The sequence below is a fragment of the Pseudomonas sp. 8(2025) genome (genome assembly GCF_052665325.1).
The window spans coordinates 389889-412051 of the sequence record NZ_JBQOIE010000002.1 but is presented as its reverse complement, the minus strand read 5'-3'; the positions used below and the strand labels follow the sequence as shown (position 1 = coordinate 412051).

Annotated in this window: 15 protein-coding genes and 1 pseudogene; 12 read left to right on the top strand and 4 right to left on the bottom strand. The window is 63.5% G+C overall.

Annotated elements, in window-relative coordinates:
* The first annotated feature begins 176 nt into the window (after nt 1–176).
* Nucleotides 177–1631 carry a tRNA uracil 4-sulfurtransferase ThiI gene (gene thiI, locus ACUXVH_RS05710; protein ID WP_011058762.1) on the top strand — a complete coding sequence of 485 codons (1455 nt, stop codon included), beginning with the start codon at nt 177–179 and terminating at the stop codon, nt 1629–1631.
* 139 nt (nt 1632–1770) lie between these two features.
* Nucleotides 1771–3591, top strand: coding sequence for a translational GTPase TypA (typA, locus tag ACUXVH_RS05705; RefSeq protein WP_019093868.1), 1821 nt, complete (start codon nt 1771–1773; stop codon nt 3589–3591).
* A 269-nt stretch (nt 3592–3860) separates the two neighbouring features.
* Here typA and ACUXVH_RS05700 read toward each other — a convergent pair whose 3' ends face one another.
* On the bottom strand, nt 3861–4301 hold the full coding sequence (locus ACUXVH_RS05700) for a YkgJ family cysteine cluster protein (protein ID WP_026020056.1): 441 nt from the start codon (nt 4299–4301) through the stop codon (nt 3861–3863).
* A 269-nt stretch (nt 4302–4570) separates the two neighbouring features.
* On the opposite strand from ACUXVH_RS05700, the gene ACUXVH_RS05695 reads away from it, so the two are divergent.
* From ACUXVH_RS05695 to ACUXVH_RS05675, 5 genes are all read left to right on the top strand, one after another.
* Nucleotides 4571–7021 (top strand): glycogen/starch/alpha-glucan phosphorylase, encoded by a 2451-nt coding sequence (locus ACUXVH_RS05695; protein WP_041115300.1) that lies wholly within the window; start codon nt 4571–4573, stop codon nt 7019–7021.
* Between the two features lie 205 nt (nt 7022–7226).
* Complete coding sequence (locus ACUXVH_RS05690) at nt 7227–10859, top strand: DUF2339 domain-containing protein (protein ID WP_065364829.1); 3633 nt, start codon at nt 7227–7229, stop codon at nt 10857–10859.
* Entirely contained in the window at nt 10856–12229 is a 1374-nt protein-coding gene (locus tag ACUXVH_RS05685; protein ID WP_065364830.1) for a DUF3999 domain-containing protein, read from the top strand. The genes ACUXVH_RS05690 and ACUXVH_RS05685 overlap by 4 nt, the downstream gene beginning before the upstream one ends.
* A gap of 186 nt (nt 12230–12415) precedes the next feature.
* Nucleotides 12416–13426, top strand: a complete 1011-nt coding sequence (locus tag ACUXVH_RS05680) for a class 1 fructose-bisphosphatase (RefSeq protein ID WP_011058768.1) — start codon at nt 12416–12418, stop codon at nt 13424–13426.
* A 3-nt stretch (nt 13427–13429) separates the two neighbouring features.
* Entirely contained in the window at nt 13430–14032 is a 603-nt protein-coding gene (locus ACUXVH_RS05675; protein WP_011058769.1) for a DUF924 family protein, read from the top strand.
* Between the two features lie 36 nt (nt 14033–14068).
* Here ACUXVH_RS05675 and ACUXVH_RS05670 read toward each other — a convergent pair whose 3' ends face one another.
* Both ACUXVH_RS05670 and ACUXVH_RS05665 read right to left on the bottom strand, forming a co-directional pair.
* Nucleotides 14069–14833, bottom strand: coding sequence for a methyl-accepting chemotaxis protein (locus ACUXVH_RS05670; RefSeq protein ID WP_370505885.1), 765 nt, complete (start codon nt 14831–14833; stop codon nt 14069–14071).
* A gap of 93 nt (nt 14834–14926) precedes the next feature.
* Nucleotides 14927–15949 (bottom strand): annotated as a pseudogene (locus tag ACUXVH_RS05665) (HAMP domain-containing protein); the annotation flags it as partial.
* Nucleotides 15950–16243: 294 nt separating this feature from the next.
* Here ACUXVH_RS05665 and ACUXVH_RS05660 point away from each other — a divergent pair.
* Both ACUXVH_RS05660 and ACUXVH_RS05655 read left to right on the top strand, forming a co-directional pair.
* Entirely contained in the window at nt 16244–16498 is a 255-nt protein-coding gene (locus ACUXVH_RS05660; RefSeq protein ID WP_011058771.1) for a hypothetical protein, read from the top strand.
* A 33-nt stretch (nt 16499–16531) separates the two neighbouring features.
* Nucleotides 16532–17101, top strand: a complete 570-nt coding sequence (locus ACUXVH_RS05655; RefSeq protein WP_011058772.1) for a lipocalin family protein — start codon at nt 16532–16534, stop codon at nt 17099–17101.
* Between the two features lie 81 nt (nt 17102–17182).
* On the opposite strand, the gene ACUXVH_RS05650 is transcribed toward ACUXVH_RS05655, so the two are convergent.
* A complete protein-coding gene (locus tag ACUXVH_RS05650) occupies nt 17183–18547 on the bottom strand; it encodes a formimidoylglutamate deiminase (RefSeq protein WP_011058773.1) in 1365 nt (454 codons plus the stop codon).
* Between the two features lie 107 nt (nt 18548–18654).
* On the opposite strand from ACUXVH_RS05650, the gene hutC reads away from it, so the two are divergent.
* The 3 genes from hutC to hutU all read left to right on the top strand — a co-directional run bounded on the left by hutC (nt 18655) and on the right by hutU (nt 22060).
* Entirely contained in the window at nt 18655–19404 is a 750-nt protein-coding gene (gene hutC / locus ACUXVH_RS05645; protein WP_011058774.1) for a histidine utilization repressor, read from the top strand.
* Nucleotides 19401–19973, top strand: coding sequence for a HutD/Ves family protein (locus tag ACUXVH_RS05640; protein WP_011058775.1), 573 nt, complete (start codon nt 19401–19403; stop codon nt 19971–19973). Before hutC ends, ACUXVH_RS05640 begins: the two co-directional genes overlap by 4 nt.
* 404 nt (nt 19974–20377) lie before the next feature.
* On the top strand, nt 20378–22060 hold the full coding sequence (gene hutU, locus ACUXVH_RS05635) for a urocanate hydratase (RefSeq protein WP_011058776.1): 1683 nt from the start codon (nt 20378–20380) through the stop codon (nt 22058–22060).
* The last annotated feature ends 103 nt before the right edge of the window (nt 22061–22163 follow it).

Below are 22163 nucleotides of genomic sequence, written 5' to 3'. Positions count from 1 at the left end.
TGCGACGTATTGGGTTGAATGCCGGCATTCGGCGCACTGCAATGTAGCGTCTTTGCCAATAAATGACCCGTTTTGGTGCATCGAAAACCTTCTGCACATAAACTGGTTAAACCTTGAGCAATTTCCGCTATAATCCGCGCCCCCCTTTTTCGGCTGGCCCAGCGCGCGCTGTTTTCATGAAACTAATCGTTAAAGTTTTCCCGGAAATCACCATCAAGAGCCGCCCGGTTCGGACGCGTTTCATCCGTCAGTTGGCGAAGAACATCCGTGCCGTGCTCCGCGACCTGGACCCGGCCGTGGTGGTCAATGGTGTGTGGGACAACCTCGAGCTGGAAACCGCCGTCAGCGAGCCCAAGGCCCTGAAGGACATGACCGAGCGCCTGAGCTGCATGCCCGGCATCGCGCATTTCCTGCAGGTCGACGAGTACCCTCTGGGCGACTTCGACGACATCGTCGCCAAGTGCAAGCAGCACTTTGGCGAAGCCCTCCCGGGGAAGGTTTTTGCCGTGCGCTGCAAGCGTGCCGGCAAGCATGAATTCAGCTCCATGGACGTGGAAAAATACGTCGGCAGCCAACTGCGTCGGCAGTGCGGTGCCGCCGGAATTTCCCTGAAAGAGCCTGAAATCGAAGTGCGGATGGAAATTCGCGACCAACGGTTGTTCGTGATCCACAGCCAGCACAACGGCATCGGCGGCTACCCGCTGGGCGCCCTGGAACAGACCCTGGTCCTGATGTCCGGCGGTTTCGATTCCACGGTGGCGGCGTACCAGATCATGCGCCGCGGCCTGATGGGGCATTTCTGCTTCTTCAACCTGGGCGGGCGTGCCCATGAACTGGGCGTGATGGAAGTCGCGCACTATATATGGAAGAAGTACGGCAGCTCCCAGCGCGTGCTGTTCGTCAGCGTGCCGTTCGAGGAAGTGCTCGGGGAAATCCTCGGTAAAGTCGACAACAGTCATATGGGCGTCATTTTGAAGCGTATGATGTTGCGTGCCGCGTCGAGCATCGCCGACCGCCTGCACATCGACGCGCTGGTGACCGGCGAGGCGATTTCCCAGGTGTCCAGCCAGACCCTGCCGAACCTGTCGGTGATCGACTGCGTGACCGAGAAACTGGTACTGCGCCCCCTGATCGCCAGCCACAAGCAGGACATCATCGACCTGGCCGTGGAGATCGGCACCGCCGACTTCGCCAAGCACATGCCGGAGTACTGCGGGGTCATCTCGGTGAACCCCAAGACCCATGCCAAGCGCCATCGCGTCGAGCATGAAGAGAAAGAATTCGATATGGCGGTGCTCGAGCGTGCGATCGAGCGGGCCAAACTGGTGCCGATCGATCGGGTGATCGACGAGTTGGGCCAGGATGTACAGATTGAAGAAGTCAGTGAGGCGCTGGCCGGTCAGATCGTCATCGACATCCGTCATCCGGATGCCGAGGAAGACCAGCCGCTGGAGCTCGCGGGCATCGAAGTAAAAGCGCTGCCGTTCTATGCATTGAACGCCCGCTTCAAGGAACTGGACCCTACGCGCCAGTACCTGCTGTATTGCGACAAAGGCGTCATGAGTCGCCTGCATGCTCACCATCTGCTCAGTGAGGGACATGCCAATGTGCGCGTTTATAGACCGAGCTAAGTGCCCGGGGATGTTCGCCTGTGGCTTGCGTCACCGGCCCCCCGACGCCGCCGTCCAGCTGTAACGGCCAGGCCTGAATCTATTGTTAATCGCTGCCAGCATTTGTCAGCACACCGAATCCTCTGATCGAGATACACAAGTGATCGAAAATCTACGCAACATCGCCATCATTGCCCACGTTGACCATGGTAAGACCACCCTGGTAGACAAACTCCTGCGTCAATCCGGCACCCTGGAACGCAACGAGCTCAACGACGAGCGCGTGATGGACTCCAACGACCAGGAAAAAGAGCGCGGCATTACCATCCTGGCGAAAAACACCGCCATCAACTGGAACGGCTACCACATCAACATCGTGGACACCCCGGGCCACGCCGACTTCGGCGGCGAAGTTGAGCGCGTAATGTCCATGGTCGACTCCGTGCTGCTGCTGGTCGACGCTCAAGACGGCCCTATGCCGCAAACCCGTTTCGTGACCAAGAAGGCTTTCGAAGCCGGCCTGCGTCCAATCGTGGTGATCAACAAGGTCGACCGCCCGGGCGCGCGTCCTGACTGGGTTCTGGACCAGATCTTCGACCTGTTCGACAACCTGGGCGCCACCGAAGAACAGCTGGACTTCAAAGTCGTCTACGCCTCGGCCCTGAACGGCATCGCCGGTCTGGACCACACCGAAATGGCCGAAGACATGACCCCGCTTTACCAGTCGATCGTCGACAACGTGCCAGCGCCAAGCGTTGACCGTGACGGTCCGTTCCAGATGCAGATCTCCGCTCTGGACTACAACAGCTTCCTGGGTGTGATCGGCGTTGGCCGTATCGCTCGCGGTCGCGTCAAGCCCAACACCCCGGTAGTGGCCATCGACGTCGACGGCAAGCGCCGCAACGGTCGTATCCTCAAGCTGATGGGCCACCACGGTCTGCACCGCGTAGACGTTGAAGAAGCCGCTGCCGGCGACATCGTCTGCATCAGCGGTTTCGACGAGCTGTTCATCTCCGACACCCTGTGCGACCCGACCGCTGTTGAAGCGATGAAGCCGCTGACCGTCGACGAGCCAACCGTTTCCATGACCTTCCAGGTCAACGACTCGCCATTCTGCGGTAAAGAAGGCAAGTTCGTGACCTCCCGTAACATCAAGGAGCGTCTGGACAAGGAGCTGCTGTACAACGTTGCTCTGCGTGTCGAAGAAGGCGACTCGGCCGACAAGTTCAAGGTTTCCGGCCGTGGTGAGCTGCACCTGTCGGTACTGATCGAAACCATGCGTCGCGAAGGTTTCGAAATGGGCGTTGGCCGTCCTGAAGTGATCATTCGTGAAGTTGACGGCGTGAAGCAGGAACCGTTCGAAAACGTCACCATCGACATCCCTGAAGATTCCCAGGGCAAGGTCATGGAAGAAATGGGCCTGCGTAAGGGCGACCTGAGCAACATGGTTCCGGATGGCAAGGGCCGTGTACGCCTGGAATACAACATTCCAGCCCGTGGTCTGATCGGTTTCCGTAACCAGTTCCTGACCCTGACCAACGGTGCAGGCATCCTGACCTCGATCTTCGATCGCTACGCTCCGATGAAGTCCGGCCACATGTCCGGCCGTCAGAACGGCGTACTGGTATCGGTAGAAACCGGCAAGGCCCTGACCTACTCCCTGGAAACCCTGCAGGCGCGCGGCAAGCTGTTCGTCGAGCACGGCCAGGAAATCTACAACGGTCAGATCGTTGGTCTGAACAGCCGTGACAACGACCTGGGTGTGAACCCAACCAAAGGCAAGAAGCTCGACAACATGCGTGCTTCGGGCAAGGACGAAACCATCGCCCTGGTTCCACCGGTCCGTTTCACCCTGGAACAGGCTCTGGAATTCATCCAGGACGACGAGCTGTGTGAAGTGACGCCTAAGTCCATCCGTCTTCGCAAGAAGATCCTGGACGAAGGCGAGCGTACTCGCGCTGCCAAGAAAGCCAAGAACTGAGTCTTTAGTTCCGGCTGAATGAAAACGCCCCCGGCCTTGCGGCCGGGGGCGTTTTTTTTGATCTGTGAAAAAGCTCGGGTCCTGTAGCCGCTGCCGAGCCTGCGAGGCTGCGCTCGACCGCGTAGCGGTCGTAAAACGGTGTATCTGAAACTCTGCAGTGGCCCGTACTGCGGCGGCTTTGCAGCCGTTCGCAGCCTCGCCAAGGCTCGGCAGCGGCTACAGGGCGGCAGGGTTACATGGGGAACAGGGTTGCAGGCGCAGGCCGGGGCTCAGAAACGTTCCAGGGTCCGGCTGCTGGTATTGGTCGGGCGCACCTGGGGCTTGGGCTTGTAGGCGCAGTAACCGGGGCGCGGGCCGATCTTCGGATGGTTGCGGCAGGTGTCCGGGCGCTTGTCATAAATGGTGCACAGGCGGCTTTTACGATCCAGATACAGGCAGTCGTTGTTGCTCATGCGCTGCAGGGTGAAGATTTCCGACTTCTGGTTGTAGCGCTCGACGATGCCTTCCTTCTGCAGGCGCTTGGCGATGTTCTTCGCCGGCTCGCCGCGTTCGAATTCATCGACGATGCCGATGCGGATCAGGTCCTTGATCTTCACTTCCACCGGCAGTGTGCAGCAGCTGGACATGCAGGAGCCGCACATGGGGGCGGTGTACTTGGCCCAGGTATCGAGACGATCGATTTCCGCGGCGGCGATCAGGTTGGACTTCATCAAGGTCATTTCCGGCAGGTGTTCCAGGGCGCGCGATCATACCGGGACTGGTGGATTTTTGAACGACTTTAGGTCGGATTTTTCTTCATGTGGCGCCGAACAATACCTGGCGGCACGGCAACTGCATCCTTTTCTCCCGCTGGCGCAGAAGACTCCCTGTTTAGCCGAGCCATTTGAAATAGCGCCGAACCAGAGCCTTCGCCTCGTGTCAGACCGACTAGGCTCAGACAATTCCATGCTCACTGTGTATCTCGTCAGAGGTCGTATCGATGACTCAGGAACCCCTTGTTCGCGACGCTGAGGTGGCCGCTTTTCGCGAAGCCGTCTTGACCAAACTCACCTACGCGGTAGGCAAAGACCCGGATCACGCCTTCGACCACGACTGGTTCGAAGCCATTGCCCTGGCCGCGCGGGACCACATGGTCGACCACTGGATGGATCACACGCGGCAGATCTACCGCAAGGGCCAGAAGCGGGTGTACTACCTGTCCCTGGAGTTCCTTATCGGCCGCCTGCTGTTCGACAGCCTGAGCAACCTCGGGCTGCTGGAGGTGGCCCGCGAGGCCCTCACCGACCTGGGGGTGGACCTGGAGCGCATTCGCCTGCTGGAGCCCGATGCGGCCTTGGGCAACGGTGGCCTGGGGCGCCTGGCTGCATGCTTCATGGAAAGCATGTCGACCCTGGGCATCGCCGGCCACGGCTACGGCATCCGCTACGAACACGGCCTGTTCCGCCAGGCCATCGTCGATGGCTGGCAGCAGGAGCAGACTGAGCACTGGCTGGATTTCGGCAACCCCTGGGAGTTCGAGCGCCCCGAGGTGATCTACTCCATCGGCTTTGGCGGCAGTGTCGACACCGTGACCGACGAGGCGGGCAACACCCGGCAGGTCTGGTGGCCGGCGGAAACGGTGCGCGCGGTGGCCTACGACACCCCGGTGGTGGGCTGGCGCGGGGCCAGCGTCAACACCTTGCGCCTGTGGCGGGCACGGGCCATGGAAGACCTGCACCTGGAGCGCTTCAATGCCGGTGACCACCTGGGCGCGGTAGCCGAAGTGGCCCGGGCCGAGAGCATTTCCCGGGTGCTGTACCCGGCCGACAGCACCGAGGCCGGCCAGGAGCTGCGCCTGCGCCAGGAATATTTCTTCGTCTCGGCGTCGCTGCAGGACCTGCTGCGCCGCCACAAGAACATGCACGACTCGGTGCTCAGCCTCGGCGAGCACGCGGCGATCCAGCTCAATGACACCCACCCGTCGATCGCCGTGGCCGAGCTGATGCGCCAACTGGTCGACCTGCACGGCATCGCCTGGGACGCGGCGTGGCAGATCACCGTGGAAACCCTCTCCTACACCAACCACACCTTGCTGCCCGAGGCCCTGGAAACCTGGCCGGTGGGCCTGATGGAGCGCATGCTGCCGCGGCACATGCAGATCATCTACCTGATCAACGCCCAGCACATCGACTCGCTGCGGGCCAAGGGCCTGCACGATTTCGACGTGCTGCGGGCGGTGTCGCTGATCGAGGAAGACAACGGCCGCCGGGTGCGCATGGGCAACCTGGCGTTTCTCGGCTCCCACAGCGTCAACGGCGTGTCCGGGCTGCACACCCAGTTGATGCGCAGCACGGTGTTCTCCGAGCTGCACAAGCTGTACCCCGAGCGCATCAACAACAAGACCAACGGCATCACCTTCCGCCGCTGGCTGTACCAGGCCAACCCGCAACTCACTGAAATGCTGGTGGAGGCCCTGGGCCCCGAGCTGCTGGACAGCCCCGAGGAACTGCTCAGGGGGCTCGAACCCTTTGCCGAGAAACCGGCCTTTCGCAAACAATTCGCCGAGCAGCGCCTGCACAGCAAGCGCGCCCTCGCGGCGATCATCCATGAGCGCCTGGGAATCGCGATCAACCCGGCGGCAATGTTCGATGTGCAGGTCAAGCGCATCCACGAATACAAGCGCCAGTTGCTCAACCTGCTGCATACCGTGGCGTTGTACCAGGCGATCCGCGCCGAGCCGGAAACCGACTGGGTGCCGCGGGTGAAGATCTTCGCCGGCAAGGCTGCCGCCAGCTATCACCAGGCCAAGCTGATTATCAAGCTGACCAACGACATCGCCCGTACGGTGAACAATGACCCCACGGTGCGCGGCTTGCTCAAGGTGGTGTTCCTGCCCAACTACAACGTCAGCCTGGCGGAAAGCATCATTCCTGCCGCCGACCTGTCGGAGCAGATCTCCACCGCCGGGTTCGAGGCCTCGGGCACCAGCAACATGAAGTTCGGCCTCAATGGCGCGTTGACCATCGGCACCCTGGACGGCGCCAACGTGGAGATGTGCGAGCAGGTCGGCGCGGAGCACATGTTCATCTTCGGCCTCAGTGCCCAGCAGGTGGAGGCGCGCAAACGCAATGGCGAGTTCAGCGCGGTGCCGGACATCGCCGCCTCCCATCGGCTGAACGATGTGCTGCAGGCGATTCGCGGCGGGGTGTTCTCCCCGGACGATCCGTCGCGCTATACCGCGCTGATCGATTCGCTGATCGATTACGACCGGTTCCTGGTCTGCGCCGATTTCGACGCTTACTGGAACGCCCAGGCTCGGGTCGAGGAGCGCTGGCACGACTCCAAGGAATGGTGGCGTTCGGCAGTGCTCAACACTGCGCGCATGGGCTGGTTCTCTTCGGACCGGACCATCCGTGAATACGCTACGGAGATCTGGAAGGCCCTGGAATGAGGCCCCTGAGAAAATTCTAGAAGTGTGTACAAGGCCCAGCGTTTGTTGGGCCTTGCCGATATACTGGGCAGCGTTTTGCCTCCCCGGCGGTGTCTTTTGGCTGGTGTCCGGCTTCCAAGCGGGGAGGGGCCTTTACCGGTTTACCGGCGCGGGCACCCATACGGTTGCCCCCGTCCGTCAATGGACTGCTTAGGGATATCGACACATGCAATGGATATTCATGCTGCTGGGAGGGGGACTGGGCTGGCTCCTTGACGAGTCCTTCAGCGACGCCCTGATTGGCGCGGTCTCGGGCTTGGCCATCGGCCTGGCGATTCGTTCCGACGCCTTGCATCGACAAGTTGTCGACCAGCATCGTGAGCTGGAGAAGGCGAAGAAGGCCCTCGCTACCCTGGGCCAGCGCCTTGCCCTGCTGGAAAGCACCGGCGGCCCCGCTGCCGAGCCCGCCTCAGAACCCCAGGCCAGCGCCCCGCTGGCCGAGGCAGGCAGCGGCATGAGCGCCGCGCCGGAACTTGCAGACCTTCCCGAATTCATTCTTGAGGAAGTCCAGCCCGTGGAGCCGGCGCCGGCTGCCCCCGAGCTGGTCTGGGAGTTGCCCGCGGCAGCGAGCCCTGCCGCCTCCGTGGAGGCCAGCCAGCCGGTGCCGGAGTCGGTGTGGCAACCCCAGCCCCAGGCGCCGGCCCGTGAGTCCGTAGCTGCGCCTCGGGAACCCAACCTGATCGAGCGTGCCCTGAGCGGCGCGCGCACCTGGCTGTTTGGCGGCAACACCGTGCTGCGGGTCGGCGTGGTGCTGTTGTTCCTTGGCCTGGCTTTCCTTCTGCGCTACGCCACCGAAGGCATGGTGGTGCCGCTGGAGCTGCGCTACGCCGGGGTTGCGGCCTGTTCCCTGGGCCTGCTGGGCCTGGGCTGGTGGTTGCGGCGGCGCAACAGCAGCTACGCCCTGATGCTCCAGGGCACCGGTATCGCCGTGCTGTACCTGACGGTGTTCGCGGCGATGCGCCTGCATCCGTTGCTCGACCCTTCCGCGGCCCTTGGCCTGTTGGTGGCGGTCACCGTGTTTTCGGCGATCCTGGCCATTACCCAGGACGCCCTCAGTCTGGCGGCCGCTGCAGCCCTGGGCGGCTTTGCCGCACCGATCCTGACGTCCACCGGCGCCGGCAGCCATGTGGCACTGTTCAGTTACTTCGCCCTGCTCAATGCAGGCATCCTGGCCATTGCCTGGTTCAAGGCCTGGCGCCTGCTGAACCTGATCGGCTTTGTCGGCACCTTCGGTATCGGCTTTGCCTGGGGCCTGCGCTCCTACACGCCGGAGCTGCTGTGGAGCACCGAGCCCTTCCTGATCCTGTTCTTTGTCATGTACCTGGCCATCGGCCTGCTGTTCACCCGGCGCAAGCTGCTGGAAATGCCCGACGCACCGGCGGATGACAGCCGCCAGGCGCTGCTGCACTGGTCTGCGCGCAAGGGTGACTACGTCGACGGCAGCATGCTCTTCGGCCCGCCCCTGGTGGGCTTCGGCCTGCAACTGGCGCTGGTCCAGCACCTGGAGTTCGCCGCTTCCTTCAGTGCCCTGGCCCTGGGCCTGACCTACATGGTCCTGGCCCGGCTACTGATGGGCGGCCGCGCCCTGTTGCTGGGTGAAACCTGCCTGGCCCTGGGCGTGATCTTCGCCAGCCTGGCGATCCCTCTAGGCCTGGATGCGCGCTGGACCTGCGCTGCCTGGGCCGTGGAAGGGGCGGGAATCTTCTGGCTCGGCCTGCGCCAGCAACGGCCGCTGGCCCGGGCGTTCGCCCTGCTGCTGCAACTGGGGTCGGCCCTGGCCTTCCTCAGTAAGCTGCAGCCTGGCGCTACCAGCCTGCTGGATGGCGCGCCGCTGGGGGCGTTGCTGCTGGGCGTCGCGCTGCTGTTCAGCTTCGACCAGTTGCGGCGGGCGCAGAAGACCCAGGTAGCGAGCTGGGAGCAGGGCATTGCGCCGATCCTGGCGGTGGCCGGGCTGGCTTTCCTGTACCTGCTGGCGCCGTTGTTCCTGTTCACCCAGGGCACCGCCATCAGCTGGGCGGTGGCCGGGTTGGCGACGCTGTTTGTCGGCCTGCGCCTGCAATCGCGGACGTTCCTGTTCACCGCCTTCGCCGTGCAGCTGTTGGGCGGTGCGCTGTTCCTGATGCGCCTGCAAGGTGCGGACGGCGATGCCGGTGCGGTGTTCAACGCCGGCTGGAGCGGGCTGATGAGCGCTTCGCTGATTGGCCTGGCGCTGATCGGCGGCATGCTCCTGGCAGCCCGCAATGACATGGTGCGCAGTGATCCGCGGCTGCTGCGGGGCTTGTCCCTGGTACTGCTGGCCGGCCTGATGATGATCAACCTGGCGGTGCTGTTCGTCCTGCCCTGGAGCACGGCAAGTGGCGTCTGGGCCGCCAGTGGCCTGCTGATCATCTGGCTCAGCCTGTATCTGCAGCAGCGGGCCAGCTTTGTCTTCGGCCTGGTGCTCCAGGTGATTGGCGGCAGCACTTTCCTGCTGGCCGGGTCGGGTTGGTATTTCGTGGCGGCGGACGCTGCGCGGCCTCTGGCCAATGGCGATTTCTGGACGCCGATGGTCCTGGCCCTGGCGGCCCTGGTGGGCGCCTGGCGCCTGCAGCGGGGCAACCATGGTTCGGCCTTCGATACCTTGAGCCTGGGCCATCTGTCCGATCTGTTGCTGGCCTGGGGCGCCTGCTGGTGGGCCTTTACCTGGCTCAAGGAAGTGCTGCGCTTCGCCCCGGCCCATTGGCAGGCCAGCCTGCTGTTGCTGATCAGCGCGGCTAGCGTGTTGCTCTGGGCGCTGCTGGCGGTACGTTTGAAATGGTCGTCCCTGGGCCTGTTGTGCAGCCTGTTGATACCAGCCGCGGGCCTGGTGCTCCTGGCTTCCTGGGCTCCGCGCTATCACCCGGCGGCGGATTTCGGCTGGCTGGCCTGGGCCCTGTTGTTCGCCGTGCACTTCTTCAGCCAGCGGCGCCTCGCGTCGCAGCTGCCGGCACGGGTGGCGAGCATTGCCCATGTGCTGGGCTGCTGGTTGCTGATCGGCGTGCTGGCGCTGGAGCTGCGTTATGGCCTGCTGCTGTTGTCCGAGCAGTACAACGCCTGGCGCTGGCTGGGCTGGGCGATCCTGCCGAGCCTGTACCTGGTGGCGATGGCCGCGCCGCGCGCCTGGCCGTGGCCGGTTTCTGCCCACTCCCGCGAGTACCGCCTGTATGCCGCGCTGCCCCTGGCGGTGCTGATGCTCGGCTGGTTCTGGCTGGCGAATATCTTCAGCGATGGCCGGGCCGAACCACTGCCTTACCTGCCGCTGCTCAACCCGCTGGAACTGGGGCTGCTGTTCGCGCTGTTCGGCGTCTATGTCTGGTCGCGCAGCGCGGTGCGGGAACTGGCGATCCGTGCCGACTACGCCGAGCGTGCCACGCAACTGGTGGCGGGGCTGTCGCTGTTCGCCTTCTTCACCGTGCTGGTGATGCGGGCGGCCCACCATTGGAGCGGCGTGCCGTTCCAGGCGGATGCGTTGCTGGAATCGATGATGGTCCAGGCCGGGCTGTCCATCGTCTGGACCCTGATTGCCCTGAGCCTGATGATCGGCGGCCACCTGCGTCATCGCCGTGAAGTCTGGCTGATCGGCGCAGTGCTGATTGCCGTGGTGGTGGCCAAGCTGTTCCTGGTGGAGTTGAGCAACCGTGGCGGGCTGGCGCGGATCGTCTCGTTCATCGGGGTGGGAGTATTGCTGCTGGTGGTGGGCTATTTCGCCCCATTGCCGCCCAAGCGCGCCGAGGCGCAAGCCGAGCCCGGCAAACCGTTGAATGAAGGAGTGTCATCGTGAGTGCGAAGCTGAGCCTGGGCTGGTTGGGGGCTGTGGGCCTGTGTGTGGCGTTGTCCGCCGTGGCCCAGGACAAACCGGGGGACTTCAAGTCCCTGGCACCCCTGAGCCTGAGCGGCGAGGGGCCCTGGTATCGCCTGGAACTGCCGTTGGCGGTGCAACTGCACGCCAGCCAGACCGACCTGCGGGATATCCGTGTGTTCAACGCTGCCGGTGAGCCCCAGGCCTATGCCCTGGCGCGCCAGCAGGCGCAGACCACCGAGCAGCACACGCTCAGCGATGTGAAGTGGTTCCCGTTGTACAGCTCGGCAGATGCCGCCGACAGCACCCCCAGCGTGCGGGTGCAATCCACCACCAATGGCACGCTGGTGGAGGTTCAGCCCTCCACTCAACTGGAGGCCGGCGAGGAGGTCCTGCGTGGCTGGTTGCTGGATGCCAGCGCAATCAAGGCACCGTTGCAGCAACTGGTGCTGGACTGGACCAGCGAACGCGACGGCTTCCAGCGGTTCAGCATCGAAGCCAGCGACGACCTGCAGCACTGGCAGCCCTGGGGCGAAGGCCAGGTGGCGCGCCTGTCGTTCGCCGACGAACGGGTCGAACAGCATGAAGTGGCCTTGCCCGGGCAGACGGCGCGCTACCTGCGCCTCTTGTGGAACACCCCGCAAACGGCGCCGGTGCTGACTTCGGCGCAATTGCAAAGCAGTACCACCAGCAGCCTGCCCTCGCCGCTGGTGTGGTCGCAGCCCCTGGGAGGCAGCAGTGCCAAGGCCGGCGAGTACACCTGGCAGTTGCCCATGGGTTTGAACCTGGAACGGGTGCGCATTGCCCTGACCCAGGCCAACAGCCTGGCTCCGGCCACGCTTTATGGGCGCCGAGAAAGCAGCCTGCCGTGGCAGCCACTGGGCAATGGCCTGCTGTACCGCCTGACCCAGAATGGCCAGGACGTACAGCAGAACGAACTGCAACTGCCGGGGCAGACCGTGCAGCAACTCAGGCTGGTGGTGGATGAACGTGGTGGCGGCCTGGGCGCCGAGGCCCCGAGCCTGGAGTTCGCCGTGCGTGGCACCCAACTGGTGTTCCTGGCTCGGGGAGCCGGCCCTTACACCCTGGCCCTGGGCAACCCCACCGCGAGCGCGGCCAACCTGCCGCTGGCGACCCTGATCCCCGACTACAGTGCGCAACGCCTCAAGCAGTTGGGCCAGGCCAAGGTCGAGGGCGCGGCGCAACTGGCCTCGGCCACTGTCGCTCCTGCCGCTGCCGTGGCGGCAGGCGGGCCGGACTGGAAGAAGATCGGCCTGTGGGCCGTATTGCTTCTCGGGGTGCTGGCCCTGGCCGGCATGGCCTTCAGCATGTTGCGCAAACCCGCGGCCTGAGGCGGGCAGGTGTGGCGAGGGACCAAGCTCCCTCGCCACCAAGGTCCATCGTGCCCGGGGTTTTTGACTACGCTGAAACCGGCGCCTGAACTCTAACTGGCGGTTCCCTGTCTGAGAGGAGGAAATGCGCCTCGACTCGCGTTAAACTGCGCGGGTTTTTAGCCCCCCATTCCTCCGGAGCCTTCCATGTCCCGCGTTACCCTGAGTCGCTATTTGATTGAGCAGACCCGCAGCAACAACACTCCTGCCGATCTGCGCTTCCTGATCGAAGTGGTGGCGCGTGCTTGCAAGGAGATCAGCCACGCCGTTTCCAAGGGCGCCCTGGGCGGTGTCCTGGGCAGCATGGGCACGGAAAACGTGCAGGGCGAAGTGCAGAAGAAGCTCGACGTGATCTCCAACGAGATCCTGCTCGAAGCCAACGAATGGGGCGGCCACCTGGCCGGCATGGCGTCCGAGGAAATGGACAATGCCTACCAGATTCCGGGCAAGTACCCCAAAGGCGCCTACCTGCTGGTATTCGACCCGCTGGACGGCTCCTCGAACATCGATATCAACGCACCGGTCGGCACCATTTTCTCGGTACTGCGCTGCCCGAACGAGTACCTGAGCCAGAACGAAGCCCTGAATGAAAAGGCCTTCCTGCAGCCGGGCACCCAGCAGGTCGCCGCCGGTTACGCCATCTACGGCCCGCAGACCATGCTGGTGCTGACCCTGGGCGACGGCGTCAAAGGCTTCACCCTGGACCGCGAAATGGGCAGCTTCGTCCTGACCCACGAAGACATCAAGATTCCGGAATCCACCCAGGAATTCGCCATCAACATGTCCAACGAGCGTCACTGGGAAGCCCCGGTCAAGCGCTACGTGGAAGAACTGCTGGCGGGCGACACCGGCCCGCTGAAAAAGAACTACAACATGCGCTGGGTCGCGGCGATGGTGGCTGACGTGCACCGTATCCTGACCCGTGGCGGCCTGTTCATGTACCCACGTGACAGCCGCGAGCCGGAAAAACCGGGCAAGCTGCGCCTGATGTACGAAGCCAACCCGATGTCGTTCCTGGTGGAACAGGCCGGCGGCGCGTCCACCGATGGTCACAAGCGCATTCTCGACATTCAGCCTGAAGGCCTGCACCAGCGTGTGGCGGTGTTCCTCGGCTCGAAGGAAGAAGTGGCCCGCGTGACCGGCTACCACAAGGAATAAATCATGAGCGCGCCCTGGCAGCCTCTGCTTGATTGGTGGTTCGGTTCAGCCGAAAAGCCGGCGGAGATTGTCGCTGCCAAGGGCCGGTTGTGGTTTGGCAAGCGCGACAGCCAGGACCTCGAAGCGCGTCAGCGTTTCGCCGGCCTGGTGGAGCAGGCCCTGGCTGGCGGTTTGACCGAATGGGCGCAAAGCCCCCAAGGTTGGCTGGCCATGGTGCTGTTGCTCGACCAACTGCCACGGATGATCTATCGCGACACTCCCAAGGCATTTGCCGGCGACCTGCGTGCCCAGGCACTGGTGGCCCAGGGTATCGCCGCGGATTTTGACCGGCGCCTGCCGGCCATGCAGCGTTGCTTCATCTACCTGGTGTTCGAGCACTGCGAAAACCTGGCGGTGCAGAACGAGAGCGTTTCACGCTTTACCGCCCTGCACGATGAGCAGCCAGCGGACGAGCGTGCAGTGTTTGCCGACAACCTGGACTACGCCGAACGGCACCAGAAAGTCATTGCCCGCTTTGGGCGCTTCCCCCATCGCAATGCCATCCTGGGCCGCGAATCCACGGCCGAGGAACTGGCTTTCCTGCGCGAGCCCGGTTCGCGTTTTTAAGAGCGCTTTCGCCGGCAAGCCGGCGAAGCTGTTCCTTTAAATACGGAAACTGCCCACCAGATGCTGCAGGCGCTTGGCCTGCTGCTCCAGGTCGGCGCAGGCGCGCAAGGTGGCCTGGAGGTTTTCCACGCCTTCCTGGTTGAGGGTGTTGATCTCGGTGATGTCGACGTTGATCGACTCCACCACGGCGGTCTGCTCCTCGGTGGCGGTGGCCACCGACTGGTTCATGCCGTCGATCTCGCCGATGCGCTGGGTCACGCTGCCCAGGCGCTCGCCGGCCTGGTTGGCAATGCCCACGCTGTTCTCGCTCTCGCGCTGGCTTTTGGTCATGGTGCCCACCGCTTCACGGGCGCCTACCTGCAGTTCCTCGATCATCTTCTGCACTTGCTGCGCCGAATCCTGGGTGCGGTGGGCGAGGTTGCGCACTTCGTCCGCTACCACTGCGAAGCCGCGCCCGGCTTCACCGGCGCGGGCGGCTTCGATGGCGGCGTTGAGGGCCAGCAGGTTGGTCTGCTGGGAGATGCTGGTGATCACTTCCAGAATCTGGCCGATGTTCACCGTGCTGCTGTTGAGGGTTTCGATGTTGTCGCAGGAGCTGCTGATCTTGGCCGACAGCTGGTGCATCGCGGCGATGGTCTTGTCCACTACCTGCTGGCCGTCTTCCGCCAGGCTGCGGGCGTCGCTGGAGTGCTGCGAGGCCAGGGCTGCGTTCTGGGCGATTTCCTGGGCGGCGGCGCCCAGCTGGTTGATGGCTGCGGCCACGCTGCTGGTGCGCGAGGCCTGCTGGTCGGAGTTGAACATCGACGAATTGGAGGCAGCCACGACCCGCAGGGCCACTTCGTTGACCTGGCCGGTGGCCGAGGACACTTCGCGGATCGAGCTGTGGATGCGTTCGACGAAACGGTTGAACGACACTCCCAGGGTGCCGAATTCGTCGTGGCCGTGGATCACCAGGCGTTTGGTCAGGTCGCCTTCACCTTCGGCGATATCGTGCATGGCCCGGCCCATCAGGTGCAGGGGCTGCATCAGCATGCGGATCAGCATGCCCAGCAGGCTGATGATGATCACCACGGCAATGGCCATGGCGATGATGGCCGAGGTGCGGAACTCGCTGAGCATGGCGAAGGCGGTGTCCTGGTCCAGGACCAGGGCCACGTACCAGTCGGCCGAGGGCACGCCATTGACGTGGGTGAAGGAAATGAACTGGGTCTTGCCGCCCTGCTGTACTTCTTTCAGGCCCGGGCTGACGTTCGGCGCTGCGTTGGGGTAGGCCTCGCTCAGGTTCTTGAGCACCAGCTTGCTGTCAGGGTGGATGAGGATCTTGCCCTCGGCACTGACGATGAAGGCATGGCCGTGGCCGCCGAAGTTCAGTGAGTTGATGATGGCGCTGACGCTCGACAGGTCGATGTCGGCACCGGCCACGCCGATCATCTGGTTCTGGTGCTGTACCGGGGTGGCGACGGTGATCACCAGCTTGCCCGACGAGGCGGCGATGTAGGGTTCGGTGACGATGGTCCGCTGGGCGCCGGTGGCTGCCTTGTACCAGCCGCGGGCACGGGGGTCGTAATCGGCGGCGCGGTTGCCGGCCGGTACCGAGAACATCACGCCGTCCTGGCCCCCGAAGTAGCTGAGCTGGAAGTTGCCGGTGTAGGCGGGCAGGCCGACGCTGCGTTTCAGGCTATCGGCGCCGCTGCCGTCCACGGCGATCTGCTGGGCCAGGGATTGCAGGAGCTGGATGCGGCTCTCCAGCCAGGTCTGGATGTTGCTGGTGGTCAGGCTGCCCAGTTCCTGCATCGAGGCTTCGGTGCTGCTGCGCAGGGCCTCTCGCTGTCGATAGTCGTTGAACAGAATAAAACAGGCGAACGCAACGGCAACCACAAGGGCGGCGGCAAGCAGGATCTTGTGGCTGAATTTCATATTTCTGGTCATTAAATGAACTACCGCGAGGGGCTGGTCAACGAGGGGCGTCAATTTGCCACAGTGGAGGGCTTTGCGCTGCATCTTATGTCGACTGGCCACCACGGAAAATGAGGGACAGATGCACAAAGCCGACGAACTGTCAGGTGCGGCAAAAAGGTCCTTGATTTACGAGGCAATTGCCCGGTTTGCCAGGCAAGAAATACCCGTCGCCCCGGGGAACCAGAAGGGGGTTTTCTCTTCTAAGCTTCTGGTTGGCTGACAGGCCTTCCCCCTTTTGTCCAGGAGTTCACCATGTCCCTGCGTTCTCTCGCTCTGTTGTCGTTCTGCGTGCTGCTGGCCGCGTGCAGCAAGGTCAATCAGGAAAACTATTCCAAGCTGTCGGCGGGTATGCCCAAGGCCGAGGTCGAACAACTCCTGGGCAAGCCGACTGACTGTTCGGGCGCGCTGGGCATGTCCAGCTGCACCTGGGGCGACAAGAACAGCTTTATCAGCGTGCAGTACGCCGGTGACAAGGTTCTGATGTTTTCCGGGCAAGGCCTGAAGTAAAAACCGGGGCTTCGGGCCCACGGGAGAAAAATAATGATGCGTTTTGCTGTCACTCTTCTGGTCGGCCTGCTCTTGGCCGGCTGCGCCACGTCCCGGGACGATTCGCTGGCGCCCAAGACCGTCAACCACGTCGATCTCAAGCGTTATCAGGGCACCTGGTACGAGCTGGCGCGGTTGCCCATGTACTTCCAGCGCAACTGTGCGCAATCCGAGGCTCGCTATACCCTGCTGCCGGAGGGCAACGTGGCGGTGCTCAATCGCTGCCTGACGCCGGAATGGAAATGGGAAGAGGCCCGTGGTACGGCCACGCCTCAAGTGCCGGGCAAGACCGACAAGCTGTGGGTGGAGTTCGATAACTGGTTCTCGCGGCTGCTGCCGGGCGCTACCAAGGGCGACTACTGGGTGTTGTACGTCAGCGATGACTACAAGACCGCGATTGTCGGCAACCCGAACCGCCGTTACCTGTGGCTGCTGTCGCGGACCAAGGAGGTCAACGAAACGGTGCGCGAGGAGCTGCTGAGCAAGGCTCGCCAGCAGGGGTATGACACCACGCGGCTGATCTGGCGGGTGTCGGACTCGGCCATGGCCAAGACCTCGAAATAAGCTCATCCGCAGGAGCCGGCTGGCCGGCGAAGGCGCTCGTGAGAATGCTTTCGCCGGCCAGCCGGCTCCTACAGGTCGGGGTTAGTTGAGCAGGTCACGCAGGACCTGGGTGAAGGCCCGGCTGCTGTCTTCTTCGGCGGCGTGACGCCCGTCGCGCACGACCCACTGCCCACCCACCATCACATCGCGCACCTGACGGTCGCCGCCGGCGAACAGCCAGCGGTTGAGAATCCCGTCGCCGTCGGCGGTGGCCAGGTAGGGGTCGTTGCCATCCAGCACCAGCCAGTCGGCGCGGGTACCCACGGCCAGGGCGCCAATGCCTTGTCCCAGGGCCTGGGCACCGCCATCCAGCGCGGCGTCGTACAGGGTCCGGCCGACCATGGGCTGGTCGGCGCGGTACAGGCGGTTGCGGCGCTGGTCCCGCAGGCGCTGGCCGTACTCCAGCCAGCGCAGTTCTTCCACCACGCTCAAGGACACATGGCTGTCGGAGCCGATGCCCAGGCGCCCGCCCTGGGCCAGGAAGTCCACCGCCGGGAAAATACCGTCGCCCAGGTTGGCCTCGGTGGTCAGGCACAGGCCGGCGATGGCCCGGCTTCTGGCCATGAGGCTGACTTCCTCGGGGTTGGCGTGGGTGGCGTGGACCAGGCACCAGCGCTGATCCACCGCGACGTTTTCATACAGCCACTGCAATGGACGCCGGCCGCTCCAGCTCAGGCAGTCGTCGACTTCCTTCTGCTGCTCGGCGATGTGGATATGCACCGGGCAATGGCGATCACTGGCAGCCAGCACTTCGCTGATCTGCTGTGGCGTGACCGCTCGCAACGAGTGAAAGCACAGGCCCAGTTGCTGGTTGGCCTGCTGCGCCAGCAGCGGCTGCAAGTGCTGTTGCAGCTTGAGGTAGTTTTCCGTGCTGTTGATGAAGCGGCGCTGGCCGTCATTCGGTGCCTGGCCACCAAAGCCTGCGTGGCTGTAGAGCACTGGCAGCAGGGTCAGGCCGATACCGCTGCCGGCGGCGGCCTGGCTGATGCGTCGGGACAGTTCGGCGGGGTCGGCGTAGGGCTTGCCGTCGCTGTCGTGATGCACGTAGTGGAATTCAGCTACCGAGGTGTAGCCGGCCTTGAGCATTTCGATATACAGCTGCCGGGCGATGACTTCCAACTGCTCGGGATTGATCTTGCCCACCAGGCGGTACATCAGGTCGCGCCAGGTCCAGAAGCTGTCATTGGGGTTGCCGGCCACTTCCGCCAGCCCGGCCATGGCCCGCTGGAATGCATGGGAGTGCAGGTTGGGCATGCCCGGCAGCAGCGGGCCCTTGAGCCGTTCCGCGCCGTCTGCGCTGGCGTTGGCCTGGATCTGTGTCAGTTGGCCGTTAGCGCTGACTTCAAGGCGTACATGGTTGGCCCAGCCATCAGGCAGCAGTGCACGTTCGGCGAAAAAGGCGGACATGGTTCAAGCACCCTATCGTTTGTTATTTGTATATACATATACAGACGTTTGCCTGCCCGGTAAACTCCGGCAAGCTAGCCACCTTTATCGATCAACAAGGATTTCCTGTGCCGACTCCGCCTGCCAAATCGCCGCTGGCTGCCCACTTGGGCGATAGTCCGGCGCCCTTGTACGCCCGCGTCAAACAGATGATCACCCAGCAGATCGAGAGCGGAAACTGGCCGCCGCACTACCGTGTTCCCTCGGAAAGCGAGCTGGTCAATCAGCTGGGTTTCAGCCGCATGACCATCAACCGCGCGCTGCGCGAGATGACGGCCGAAGGCATGCTGGTGCGGATGCAGGGCGTGGGCACGTTCGTCGCCGAACCCAAGAGCCAGTCCGCCCTGTTCGAAGTGCACAACATTGCCGACGAGATCGCGTCCCGCGGTCATCGCCACACTTGCCAGGTGATCACCCTGGGCGAGGAGGCCGCCGGTTCCGAGCGTGCCCTGGCCCTGGACATGCGTGAAGGGCAGAAGGTCTTCCACTCGCTGATCGTGCATTTCGAGAACGACATCCCGGTGCAGATCGAGGACCGTTTCGTCAACGCCCTGGTGGCGCCGGAGTACCTCAAGCAGGACTTCACCCTGCAGACTCCCTACGCCTATCTGTCCCAGGTCGCGCCCCTGACCGAGGGCGAGCATGTGGTGGAGGCGATTCTCGCCGAAGCCGAAGAATGCCGGCTGCTGCAGATCGAACGGGGCGAGCCTTGCCTGCTGATTCGCCGTCGCACCTGGTCCGGGCGCCAGCCGGTGACCGCCGCGCGGCTGATCCACCCCGGTTCCCGTCATCGTCTGGAAGGGCGCTTTCACAAATGATCCAGCTCACCCATCTGCGTGCCGCCGACTACCCACGCATGCCCTGGAAAAACGGTGGAGGCAGCACCGAAGAGATTGCCCGGGATACCGGTGACGGCCTGGACGGTTTCGGCTGGCGCCTGTCGATTGCCGATATCGCCGAGTCCGGCGGGTTTTCCAGTTTTGCCGGTTACCAGCGGGTCATCACCGTGCTCCAGGGCGCGGGCATGCAACTGACCATCGATGGCGAGGATGTGCGGCCGCTGTTGCCTCTGGACGCCTTTGCCTTCAGCGGCGCCAGCCAGGTCGATTGCACACTGCTGGAGGGGGCGATCCGCGACTTCAACCTGATCTATTGCCCACAGCGCTACGTCGCCCGTTTGCAGTGGCTCGATGGCCAGCAGCGGTTTTTCACCCAGGCGCACACCTTGTTGCTGTTCAGTGCTGCCGAGCAAGCCTGGGTGGATACCGGTAGCGCACCGGTGCAAGCACTGGGGCGTTATGACTGCCTGCGCCTGGAAGGCAATCGCGGGCTGCTGGAAGTCGCCCTGGACGGGCTGTGCTGCGTGATCGAACTCACCGCCCGCTGATTCATCGCGTCTTGCCGCAGGCCGGGATACGGCCTGCGGATGCTGCAAACCTCCTTTCTTTATTCGTGCTTGGTTGCCCTCGGCTTCGTGCGGGGTCCTGCGTGCCTGCGCCGGCGCGCCTGTTGTTTCTTGCGCGCACTCATTTGTTACCGAACGCCCCAGCTCGGCGCAAAAGCCCATCCTGGTAACAGCCGCGCGCGTGGCAAAAAACCTTCGCTGAAAATTTATCTTTGGTTGAGAGCCCCGTTCTACAAGGCCTGCGATGTGTTCGTCAGGTTTATGAGAATGATCTCAAGGGAGTTGGCCGCTTGATTGCATATGCTTGTATGTACAAGTAAATATGTGTGCGTAAGAGTCGATGGAATCCTCTTCGCACCTTGGACTCATCGCCGAGGAGTTTTTCCGTGACCGACAGCAAGCCAACTAAATACCGTAACGTCGAAATCCGTGCTGCACGCGGCAACAAGCTGACCGCCAAGAGCTGGCTGACCGAAGCGCCGCTGCGCATGCTGATGAACAACCTCGACCCGGAAGTTGCCGAGAACCCCAAGGAGCTGGTGGTGTACGGCGGCATCGGCCGCGCGGCGCGCAACTGGGAGTGCTACGACAAGATCGTCGAGGCCCTGACTCATCTGAACGACGACGAAACCCTGCTGGTGCAGTCCGGCAAGCCGGTGGGCGTGTTCAAGACCCACAGCAACGCCCCGCGGGTACTGATCGCCAACTCCAATCTGGTGCCGCACTGGGCCAGTTGGGAGCACTTCAACGAACTGGATGCCAAGGGCCTGGCCATGTACGGCCAGATGACCGCCGGCAGCTGGATCTACATCGGCAGCCAGGGCATCGTCCAGGGCACCTATGAAACCTTCGTCGAAGCCGGCCGCCAGCATTACGATTCCAACCTCAAGGGCCGTTGGGTGCTGACTGCGGGTCTGGGCGGCATGGGCGGTGCCCAGCCACTGGCCGCGACCCTGGCCGGAGCCTGCTCGCTGAACATCGAGTGCCAGCAGACCAGCATCGACTTCCGCCTCAAGACCCGCTACGTCGACGAGCAGGCCACCGACCTGGACGACGCCCTGGCGCGGATCAAGAAATACACCGCCGAAGGCCGTGCCATCTCCATTGCCCTGTGCGGCAACGCTGCCGAGATCCTGCCGGAACTGGTACGCCGCGGCGTGCGCCCGGACATGGTCACCGACCAGACCAGCGCCCACGACCCGCTGAACGGCTACCTGCCCAAGGGCTGGACCTGGGAGCAGTACCGTGACCGCGCCCAGACCGAGCCGGCGGCGGTGATCAAGGCGGCCAAGCAGTCCATGGCCGTGCACGTCCAAGCCATGCTGGACTTCCAGAAAATGGGGGTTCCGACCTTCGACTACGGCAACAACATCCGCCAGATGGCCCAGGAAGAGGGCGTGGAAAACGCTTTCGATTTCCCCGGCTTCGTCCCGGCCTATATCCGTCCGCTGTTCTGCCGTGGCATCGGCCCGTTCCGCTGGGCGGCGCTGTCCGGCGATCCGCAGGACATCTACAAGACCGACGCCAAGGTCAAGGAACTGATCCCCGACGACGCCCACCTGCACAACTGGCTGGACATGGCGCGCGAGCGCATCAGCTTCCAGGGCTTGCCGGCACGGATCTGCTGGGTTGGCCTGGGCCTGCGCGCCAAGCTCGGCCTGGCCTTCAACGAAATGGTCCGCAGCGGCGAGCTGTCGGCACCGATCGTCATCGGTCGCGACCACCTGGACTCCGGTTCCGTGGCCAGCCCGAACCGTGAAACCGAATCCATGCAGGACGGTTCCGATGCCGTGTCCGACTGGCCGCTGCTCAATGCCCTGTTGAACACCGCCAGTGGCGCGACCTGGGTTTCCCTGCACCACGGCGGCGGCGTCGGCATGGGCTTCTCCCAGCATTCGGGGATGGTGATCGTCTGCGACGGCACCGATGAAGCGGCCGAGCGTATTGCCCGGGTGCTGCACAACGACCCGGCCACCGGGGTGATGCGTCACGCCGATGCCGGCTACCAGATCGCCATCGATTGCGCCAAGGAACAGGGCCTGAATCTGCCGATGATCACCGGCAAGTAACCACCGCTCTCTGTAGGAGCCAGCTTGCTGGCCAAGCATGCACCGCGGTGCATCAGGCACACCGCCTCGCGAGCCCGCTCGCTCCTACAGGGGAAATCGTCTG

Coding starts and splice junctions, on each gene's coding strand:
- thiI (WP_011058762.1), top strand. CDS start 177: ATGAAACTAATCGTTAAAGTTTTCCCGGAAATCACCATCAAGAGCCGC.
- ACUXVH_RS05700 (WP_026020056.1), bottom strand. CDS start 4,301: ATGAAGTCCAACCTGATCGCCGCCGCGGAAATCGATCGTCTCGATACC.
- ACUXVH_RS05695 (WP_041115300.1), top strand. CDS start 4,571: ATGACTCAGGAACCCCTTGTTCGCGACGCTGAGGTGGCCGCTTTTCGC.
- ACUXVH_RS05690 (WP_065364829.1), top strand. CDS start 7,227: ATGCAATGGATATTCATGCTGCTGGGAGGGGGACTGGGCTGGCTCCTT.
- ACUXVH_RS05680 (WP_011058768.1), top strand. CDS start 12,416: ATGTCCCGCGTTACCCTGAGTCGCTATTTGATTGAGCAGACCCGCAGC.
- ACUXVH_RS05675 (WP_011058769.1), top strand. CDS start 13,430: ATGAGCGCGCCCTGGCAGCCTCTGCTTGATTGGTGGTTCGGTTCAGCC.
- ACUXVH_RS05670 (WP_370505885.1), bottom strand. CDS start 14,833: ATGTTCAACTCCGACCAGCAGGCCTCGCGCACCAGCAGCGTGGCCGCA.
- ACUXVH_RS05660 (WP_011058771.1), top strand. CDS start 16,244: ATGTCCCTGCGTTCTCTCGCTCTGTTGTCGTTCTGCGTGCTGCTGGCC.
- ACUXVH_RS05655 (WP_011058772.1), top strand. CDS start 16,532: ATGATGCGTTTTGCTGTCACTCTTCTGGTCGGCCTGCTCTTGGCCGGC.
- ACUXVH_RS05650 (WP_011058773.1), bottom strand. CDS start 18,547: ATGTCCGCCTTTTTCGCCGAACGTGCACTGCTGCCTGATGGCTGGGCC.
- ACUXVH_RS05640 (WP_011058775.1), top strand. CDS start 19,401: ATGATCCAGCTCACCCATCTGCGTGCCGCCGACTACCCACGCATGCCC.